Below are 8,836 nucleotides of genomic sequence, written 5' to 3' on the forward strand. Positions count from 1 at the left end.
ACCTGCTGCGCGTCGTAGCCGGCCTCCTGAAACGCGGCGACCTCTGCCTCATCCACCCAGCCCCGCGCCGCAACCACCGCAGTGGTGAAGCGGCGCAGGGCCTCGAGTCGTGGATCAGGCAAGGGTTTCCCCGCCCGCAGCGCATCGGTCACCGGCTTGGGCACATCCGCCATGTCCGCAAGCACGCTGTGCGCCCCCATACAATAGTCGCAGCGGTTCTCGCGGCTGACGCTCAGCAACACCACCTGTTGCTCCGCTGGCGAGAACGAGGTCTGCTCGAACAGCTCACCCAGGGCCAGGTAGCCCTTCAGCAGCGCTGGCGCGGTGGCCATCTTACGCATCAGGTTGGGCAGCATGCCGAAACGGCCCTCGGCGTCGGTCAGCGCCGCCAGCGCATCCTTCGGCGCCGATTCAGTGTCATGATTAGGAAAGTTGAAAGACATGGCGTTCTCCAGGGGTCCGTTAACAGGGTCACTCACAGTGATCTTAGAGACCGGACCGGTTCGGACGCGAGATCATTGCACTGTGGGCACAGCCCGAGCGCGCAAACCCCGACCAGCGCCGCCAGAGGGTGGACAGGGCAACACCCGAGCCCCTAAGCCCAAAGCCCGATTCCGACACCCGAGAGGACGACGCGATGCCCCCACGCCTGCTCATCATCGAGGATGATCGCGCCCTCGGCGAGATGCTCGCGATGCACTTTGAGGACTTGGACTTCGCCGTGACCCATGCAGAGCGCGCTCAGGCCGGACTCGACGAGTTGCACCAGGGGCGGTTCGACCTGGTCCTACTCGATCAGCAGCTCCCCGACGGGCTCGGCAGTGAGCTGATCGGCCCGTTGCTTGAGATCGACCCGCAGTTGCCGATCCTGATGATGACCGGCAAGCATGACCTGGAGCTGGCGATCGCGGCGATCCAGCGCGGGGCGGCGGATTTCGTGCACAAGCCGATCAAGACCGATGAGCTGACCCAGGCCGTGCAGCGCCTGCTGCGCGAGCGTGAGGCACTCAGCCAGACAAGTGACAGCCCGCCTGCCAGCTCATCTGACGACGAGGCGCCGCGTGATCTGATCGGTCGCAGCGACGCCATGCTGAGCGTCAGCAAAGCCATCGCCCGCAGCGCGCGCACCCAGGCGACGGTCTTGATCAGCGGTGAGTCCGGGACCGGCAAAGAGGTAGTCGCGCGGCTGATCCATCAGCACAGCGGTCGTGCTGGGGCCTTTATCGCGGTGAACTGCGCCGCGATCGTCGACACCCTGCTCGAGAGCGACCTGTTCGGCCATGAAAAGGGCGCGTTCACTGGTGCCCAGGCGCGCAAGCAGGGACGCTTTGAGCAGGCCGCCGGCGGCACCCTCTTTCTCGATGAAATCGGCGAGCTGGCCCCCGCGCTGCAAGCCAAGCTGTTGCGCGTGTTACAGGAGCACGTCTTCGAGCGCGTCGGCGGTCATGAGGCCATCCACACCGATGCGCGCATCATTGCCGCCACCAATCGGGATCTCCTTGCCGAGGCCTCCGCCGGGCGCTTTCGCGAGGATCTGGTCTACCGGCTGCAGGTGATCCAGATCCGCATGCCGCCGCTGCGCGAGCGCCGCGAGGACATTCCGCTGCTGGTGCAAGGGCTGCTCGCGCGCATCGCAGCTCGGCTTGAGCGCCCAATCCCGACCATCACGCCGGCCGCGCTGGCGCGATTGAGCGAGGACGACTGGCCCGGCAACGTCCGCGAGCTGGAAAACCGATTGAGCCAAGCCCTGCTGCAGACCCACCATGCGCTGATCACCCCGGAGATGCTTGAGCTTGGCGGCGGCCGTGCCGGCCAGCAAGGTCCGCTCGGCGGGGATGCAGAGACCGCGTCCGGCCGTCATGCGAGCGGATCAGCGGGCGACCAGGCGTCAGTGCTGCGCAGCCTCGATGAGGTCGCCGCAGCGCATATTCAGCAGGTGCTCGATCATACCCAGGGGCACAAGGGACAGGCCTGCGAGATCCTTGGCATCTCCCGCCCGGCATTGGATCGCAAGATCGAAAAGTATCAGCTGCGGGTCTTGAAGCGCTAACGCTCATCGCTCAGGCGTCGGCCACATCCGCAGTCCCATCCGTTTCATCGATCCATTGCGGCAGCACGATCTCGACCAAGGTGCCCTGCTCGGCCGTCGACCGAATCGAAAGACGCCCGCCATGTTGCTCGACCAGCCGCGCCACGATCGCCAGACCAAGCCCGGTGCCGCTGGCCTTGGTGCTAAAGAAGGGCTCGGACAGGCGCGGTAAGCGCTCCGCCGGGATCGGCTCACCGGTGTTGTGCACCGAGAGCCTGACCTCGTCCGCGTCGCTTTGCTTGACGTGCTCAGCAGTCCCAACAATCCCAGCAGCCTTGGCAGCCTCAGCGGTCTCGCCGGTCCTAGCAGTCCCGGCAGTTTCGGCAAGCCCAGCGGTCTTGGCGATCCGCCAGGTGACGACGCTGCCCACAGGCGCGGCCTCGCAGGCATTGTCGGTGAGGTTGGTCAGGATCTGGCGCAATCGGTCCGGATCGGCAAGGACCTGAAACACGTCCGAAGCCTGCTCGAGCTGGATCGAATGCCCAGGATGGCGCTCGGCCGCCATCGCGATCTGCTCCTCGAGCAGTGGCCGGAGCGCCACCGGGCGCGGGTCCAGGCTCAAGGGCTTCGCATAGAGCAGAATCTCCTCGAGCAGCCGGCGCGTGCGCTCGGCCTCACCCAGCGCCAGGTCCAAACGGCGCTTGGCCCGTGGCTCTGGGGTGCCTTCGGCAAGGTAACTAAGCGCCATGGCGATGGTGCTCAATGGCGTGCGCAGCTCGTGCACGATGCCCGATGCGAACTCGCCGATGGCGGCGAGCCGCCCCTGCTCGGCCAGGCGCGCGGTGCGCCCCACCCCTTGGGTCAGCAGCTGACCGATGTTGCCGAGGAGTCGCTGACGAGCATCGCCGAACCCGGCGGGATCGCGGGTCGCGAACACCACCACCGCCGGGATCGGGGTCTGCGTTTGCGGGGTCAGCGGCAAGAAGATGGCGTCGCGCATGCCGAGCGCGACCAGATGGCGCAGCAGCTCATAGGCCGGGTTCGCGCTCGCGCGCTCGGCCATGGCCTGCACATGCAGAGGCGTCTCATCGGCCAAGACGCGCTCGAGCAGCGTGCCCTGTAGCCGGTACAGCCGCTGAGCGCCCGGCTGCGGCAGGCCGTCGAGCCAACTGGTCTCGACGCGGGCGCTGGCCCGGCGCTCATCGATGAACACCAGGCCGCTCCAGTCGCAGCCCAGCAGCGGTCTGAACTCGGTGTTGAGCAGGCCCATCAGCTGATCCAGATCCTGGCCCTGCTGCAGGGCGTGGATCAGCCGGTAGAGCAGGTCGAGCCGCTCGGAGAGCCGATTGAAGCTGCTGCTGAGATCCTGCAACTCGGTGGTGCCGACGACCGGCAGCTGGTAGCGGACGTCGCCATCGGCGACCCGCTGAAAGCCGGCCGTGGTGCGACGCAGTGGCGCCAACACCTTCCAGTGCAGCAGCCAGAGCAGAAGAACGGCGATCACCAGGGTGATACCCGCGGCCGCCAGGGTACCCTGGATCATCAGCTGGTATTCGCGCGCGGACCAGCTGCGCAGGGCCTTGGCGAAGACCTCCACGGCGGCATTCAGCCGGCTGTGGTCGTCGATCACCTGCTCGGCGGCCCATTCCAGACGCGGCTCGTCCTCGTCGTCACCGAGGGCGTCAAAGAGCGTCGCGCGCCAGGTCTCCCAGGTGTCTTCGAGTGCGGCAATCGCTGCTTCGGCCTCGAGGCCGAGGTGCGGCTGCAGCCAGGCCGGCATCGGCATGGGCATCGCGTCGCTGAAGTCGCCGCTCATGAAGGTGGCGACGATGCCATCGATGGTCTCGATCTGCGTCAGCAGGTCTTGGTAGTACAGGCGCACATCGCGGTAGTAGGTCGGATAGTCGCGCGGGGCGTTCTGCCAATAGTTCATCGCCTGGGCGTGCATCTGCTCGACCGCCAGCTCGAGCTGCCCGGCCCGGTTGACCAGCTCAATCGCACCCAATTGGCGTTGAAAGGCGCTGAGGGTGTAGAGGCTCGCCGCGCTCAGCAGCAGCCCAAGTGCGAGATAGGCCGCGGCGACTTGCAGACTCAGACTGGCGAGGTGCCGGGACAACGACATGGGTAATGGCCTGGGTGATCGAGGTGGTCACTGATCCCGCGCCTCGGCTAAGCGAATACAGCCAGGCAGGCATCGACGCGGTGCTCTGAGGATCGTCGGCCATCGCGCCCGATGCGCTGTCCTCGGCCTGGCTCGAGGTTTCAGCATGCGGGTAACACGCCTGCTCCGCTGCGCCACAGAGGCTCAGCCGATCGTGGCATCGCCCGCACGTCATCTAAAAACCCCTGGACGACGTCTCTCGGCAGCCTCGCCAACATCCGCTGAAAGATTTCACCGACCACTGCGGTCTTTAACGAGTGATAGCTACTGGCCAAGGGCAAGCCGGCGAGCCGACCAGGGCAAGCCGACCGCTGCGACTCGAGGCCACCACAAGGGCTATCAGCATACCAACCTTAGATTCTTTCGGAGTGTTTCCATGTCCAAGCAGATCATCACCTCAGCCGCCATGATCGCCGGTGCCACCCTCGTCGGCACCCTGAGCGTCGCCAATCTGGCCCAGGCCGGCGACAACCCCTTCGTCACCGAGCAACTCGACAGCGGCTATCTGCAGCTGGCCGAGGGCAGCTGTGGCGAGGGCAAGTGCGGCGCCAAGGATGACGGCAAGGGCGAAGGCGAAGGCAAGTGCGGCGAGGGCAAGTGCGGCAATAAGGGCTGATCCCGCCCTGACCACCGCATAGACCCACGCCAGAAGCCAGCCATGAACATGACTCCCGACCCCGTCCATGGCGCCGGTCTCGGTCTGCGGCGCGCGTTCATCGCCGCCGCAGCCGAACAGCCTCCGCCGGAGGTCTCCTTCTGGGAGATCGCGCCGGAGAATTGGATCGCTGTTGGTGGCCGCTGGGGGCGGTTGCTGCGCGGCCTGACCGAGCGCCATCCCTTCGTCTGCCACGGCTTGTCCCTCTCGATCGGCTCAACAGCGCCGCTCGATGTGCCGTTCGTCAACCGCATCAAGACCTTTCTCGATACACACCAGATCGCGGTCTATACCGAGCATCTGAGCTACTGCTCGGATGATGGACAGCTGTATGACCTGATGCCGATCCCGTTCACCGCCGAGGCGGTACAGCATGTCGCCCGGCGCATCCGTCAGGTTCAAGAGATCCTCGAGCGACGCATCGCCCTGGAGAACGTCTCCTATTACGCCGCACCAGGCCAAGAGATGCGCGAGATCGATTTCATCAACGCGGTGCTCGACGAGGCCGACTGTGACCTGCTGCTGGATGTGAACAACATCCTCGTCAACAGCATCAATCATCGCTACGACCCGATCGCCTTCCTCGAGGCCCTGCCCGCCGAGCGCATCGTCTACGGCCATATCGCCGGGCACTACGAAGAGGCGCCGGACCTGCGCATCGATACCCATGGGGCCGATGTGATCGAGCCGGTGTGGGCGTTGTTGGAGCAGGCCTATGCGCGCTTCGGCGTCTTCCCGACCCTGCTCGAGCGGGATTTCAACATCCCGCCGCTCGCTGAACTCGCGACCGAGGTGCAGCGGATCAGCGACATTCAGCGGCAATACACCGACCAGCTCGGAGCCCCGCGGGTCAATGCCAACGGACACCTTGCTCATGCCTGAGACCCATTCCCACTCACAGGCCGACCCTCAGGCCAACGTTCAGGCAGCGCCCGGATTCATGCAGATTCAGCAGGCCTTCACCGCTCATCTGCGCGACCCGCAGCAACCGCCGCCAGCGGGCATCGAGGATCGCCGTCTGCGGATCTATCGGGAGCTGATCTTCAACAATGTCGCGTCGCTGCTCGAGCAGGGCTTTCCGGTCCTCTACCAGTGCCTGGGCCGCGAGCGCTGGCGAGCGCTGATCCGCGGGTTCTTGATCGCCCATCGCGCCGAGACGCCTCTGTTCCCGGAGCTGGGCCAGGAGCTGTTGGCCTACCTGAGCACAGCGGGGGCCTTGCGCCCTGAAGATCCGCCCTTTGTGCTGGAGCTTGCCCACTACGAGAGGGTCGAGACCGCCTTGATCTTCAGCGAGGCCGAGGCCGGACCCGCGCTCGCCGATCCGAACGGTGATCTGCTCGACGGCGTCCCGGTGGTCTCACCGCTGGCTTGGAATCTCAGCTACCGCTTTCCGGTGCATCACATCAGCGCGGACTTCCAGCCGCACGCGCCGGACCCTGAGCCAACGCATCTGGTCGTGTACCGCACACGACAGGAGCGCATCGCGTTTCTGAAGATCAACGCGGTGACCCAGCGGCTACTGGTGCTGCTGCGAGAACAAAGCCACCGGAGCGGACGGGATCTGCTCAACAGCATCGCGCTCGAGCTTGAGCATCCACGGCCGGCGCAGCTGATCGAGGCCGGCCGCAGCCTGCTGGACGATCTGCGTGAGCGCCAGATTCTACTGGGCACGCGCCGACAGTAAACAGACCAACCGGAGCCCGTCATGCCCGATGCATCAACGCCTGCCATTACGGACCCCAACCGCAGCCCCAAGATCATCATCATTGGTGGCGGCTTCGCCGGCGCCACCGCGGCCAAGTCACTCGAGCGGCGCCTGCGCTCGGCCGATATCCATCTGCTCTCGGCCGAGAACCATCTGACCTATAACCCGCTGCTCCCAGAAGTGGTTGGCGCCTCGGTGCTGCCGGGGCATGTGGTCGCACCGCTGCGCCAGATGGTCCGCCGCGCCAAGGTCCACCAGGTGCAAGTCACTGGCATCGACACCGAGGCACGCCGCGTGCATTTCCGCAATAGCTCGGAGGGCGGCCACCTCGACTACGATCATCTGGTGTTGGCCTGCGGCAGCCGCGCCAATCTGCAGATGATCCCCGGCATGGCCGAGCACACGCTGCCGCTGAAGACCGTAGGCGATGCGCTCTATCTGCGCAATCGCGTCATCGCCCGGCTCGAGGACGCCGAGCTGACCGAGAACCCGACCTTGCGCCGCTGGCTGAAGACCTTTGTGGTCATCGGTGGCGGCTTCTCCGGGGTCGAGGTCGCCGGCGAGATCAGCGACTTCCTTGCCGAGAGCCAACGCTGGTATCGGCAGTCGCAGCTGGAGACCGCGCGCGTGGTCATCGTCCATGGTGGTCCACACCTGTTGCCGGAGCTGCCGGAGCGACTGGGCCGCTTTACCGAGCGCAAGCTGTCCCGGCATGGCGGGGTCGAGGTGCGGCTCGGGACCCGCAGTGAGGCCATTGATGCGCAGGGGGTGACGCTCAACAAAGGCAGTCGTATCGACGCCGGCACCGTTGTCAGCACCATCGGCACCACGGCGAACCGGCTCATCGAGGCCCTGCCCGCGGACAAGGAACGAGGCCGCTTGCGCGTCGAGCCCGATATGTCGGTGCCGGGGCTGCCGGGCGTCTGGGCGATCGGCGATTGTGCGGCGGTGCCGAACAGCCGCGAGGACGGCGCGTCCTGCCCACCGACGGCCCAGTTCGCGTTGCGCCAGGGACCGCAGCTCGCGGCCAACATCGCCCGGCACGAGCGCGACGAGCCGACCCGCGCGTTCGGCTATCAGCCCAAGGGCCTGATGTCTGCCATCGGTCATAACCGCGCCGTGGCTCGGGTCTATGGCATCAATCTGTCCGGGTTCATCCCCTGGCTGCTCTGGCGCGGCTTCTACCTGCTCTATATCCCGACCCTGGCGCGCAAGGCGCGGCTCTATCTGGAGTGGAACTGGGCGATGTTCTTTCCGCCTGATATCGCCCATCTGCGGTTTACACGGACAGTCGATGACAGCGGCGATGAGGTGTCCCAGGATCAGGGTGCCCAAGGCGTGACGGAACGCTCGCCAACCCCTGTTGCCGAGCGTGATTGACGTCGGAGTAATCGACGATCGCCTCGCTTGAGGCTCGGCCTCAGTCCGCCCGCCAAACCACCAACTTCTCGATGCGCATCTCCTCGAAGCTATAGGGCATCCCGCCGGTACCCAGCCCCGATTGACGTAATCCGGCAAACGGCATCCAGTCAGTGCGGAAGGCGGTGTGGTCGTTGATCATCACCGCTGAGGCCGCCAACCGGCTGGCCGCATGCCTCGCAAACGCCAGCTCACGCGTGAACACCGCAGCCTGGAATGCAAACGGCAGGGCATTGGCCGCCTCGATCGCCGCATCGACCTCAACGTAGGGATAGACGCAGATCACCGGGCCAAAGATCTCTTGAGAGCTGACCTTGGCCGTAGCCGGCGGGTCGAAGAGCACGGTCGGCGCATAGCAGGTGCGCGAGAGCGGCTCGCCCCCGCAGAGCAAGGTCCCGCCCTGCCCCACCGCCTCGCGCACCCATTGGTCCACGCGCTCGACCTCGGCCGGGCGGATCAATGGGCCGATCGCGGTCTCGGCCAGGGTTGGATCATCGACCTGCATCCCGGCTGCGGTCTCGGCCAGCGCCTGTGCCAGAGTCAGTGCCTGATCCTGATGCACGTAGACGCGCTGCACCGAGACGCAGACCTGACCGGCATGATAGAGACCACCCTTGGCCAACAAGGGCACGACCTGCTGCAGATCAACGCCACGATCGACCAGCACCGGCGCCACGCCGCCATGCTCGAGCGCGCAGCGCGCTCCGGGCGCGAGCCGCGAGCGTAGATGCCAGCCGACCCGCGCACTGCCGATGAAGCTCAGGAAGGCGACGCGGGGATCGGTCGCCAGCGCCTCGGCAGTCGCTGGCGAATCCGTCACCAAAGCCTGCGCCCAGGCCGGAGGCAGACCGGCCTCGCGCAGCAGAT

8 protein-coding genes are annotated in these 8,836 nt (G+C 65.9%); 5 read left to right on the plus strand and 3 right to left on the minus strand.

Going from position 1 to position 8,836, the window contains the following annotated elements; translation table 11 throughout:
* A partial coding sequence (locus CKO42_RS24865; protein WP_200251344.1) for a carboxymuconolactone decarboxylase family protein occupies positions 1 to 443 on the minus strand: 443 nt, incomplete at its 3' end.
* A 194-nt stretch (positions 444 to 637) separates the two neighbouring features.
* Here CKO42_RS24865 and CKO42_RS24870 point away from each other — a divergent pair.
* Positions 638 to 2,050, plus strand: a complete 1,413-nt coding sequence (locus CKO42_RS24870; protein ID WP_200251354.1) for a sigma-54-dependent transcriptional regulator — start codon at positions 638 to 640, stop codon at positions 2,048 to 2,050.
* Between the two features lie 10 nt (positions 2,051 to 2,060).
* Here the strand turns inward: CKO42_RS24870 and CKO42_RS24875 are convergent, their stop codons facing one another.
* The gene (locus CKO42_RS24875; RefSeq protein ID WP_200251356.1) at positions 2,061 to 4,151 is read right to left on the minus strand and encodes a sensor histidine kinase; all 2,091 of its coding nucleotides are present in this window, start codon (positions 4,149 to 4,151) and stop codon (positions 2,061 to 2,063) included.
* Between the two features lie 415 nt (positions 4,152 to 4,566).
* On the opposite strand from CKO42_RS24875, the gene CKO42_RS24880 reads away from it, so the two are divergent.
* The 4 genes from CKO42_RS24880 to CKO42_RS24895 are packed head-to-tail and all read left to right on the plus strand — an operon-like array spanning position 4,567 to position 7,930.
* Positions 4,567 to 4,806: an HvfA family oxazolone/thioamide-modified RiPP metallophore gene (locus CKO42_RS24880; protein ID WP_200251358.1), complete on the plus strand. Its 240-nt coding sequence runs from the start codon at positions 4,567 to 4,569 to the stop codon at positions 4,804 to 4,806.
* 42 nt (positions 4,807 to 4,848) lie between these two features.
* Positions 4,849 to 5,727 carry an HvfB family MNIO-type RiPP peptide maturase gene (locus tag CKO42_RS24885; RefSeq protein ID WP_242479683.1) on the plus strand — a complete coding sequence of 293 codons (879 nt, stop codon included), beginning with the start codon at positions 4,849 to 4,851 and terminating at the stop codon, positions 5,725 to 5,727.
* Positions 5,720 to 6,529: an HvfC family RiPP maturation protein gene (locus CKO42_RS24890; protein ID WP_200251369.1), complete on the plus strand. Its 810-nt coding sequence runs from the start codon at positions 5,720 to 5,722 to the stop codon at positions 6,527 to 6,529. Before CKO42_RS24885 ends, CKO42_RS24890 begins: the two co-directional genes overlap by 8 nt.
* Positions 6,530 to 6,550: 21 nt before the next feature.
* Complete coding sequence (locus CKO42_RS24895) at positions 6,551 to 7,930, plus strand: NAD(P)/FAD-dependent oxidoreductase (protein WP_200251371.1); 1,380 nt, start codon at positions 6,551 to 6,553, stop codon at positions 7,928 to 7,930.
* Between the two features lie 40 nt (positions 7,931 to 7,970).
* On the opposite strand, the gene CKO42_RS24900 is transcribed toward CKO42_RS24895, so the two are convergent.
* A partial coding sequence (locus tag CKO42_RS24900) for an aldehyde dehydrogenase family protein (protein WP_200251373.1) occupies positions 7,971 to 8,836 on the minus strand: 866 nt, incomplete at its 5' end.

The sequence above is a fragment of the Lamprobacter modestohalophilus genome (assembly GCF_016583905.1).
In the GTDB taxonomy this organism is placed as follows: Bacteria; Pseudomonadota; Gammaproteobacteria; order Chromatiales; family Chromatiaceae; genus Lamprobacter; species Lamprobacter modestohalophilus.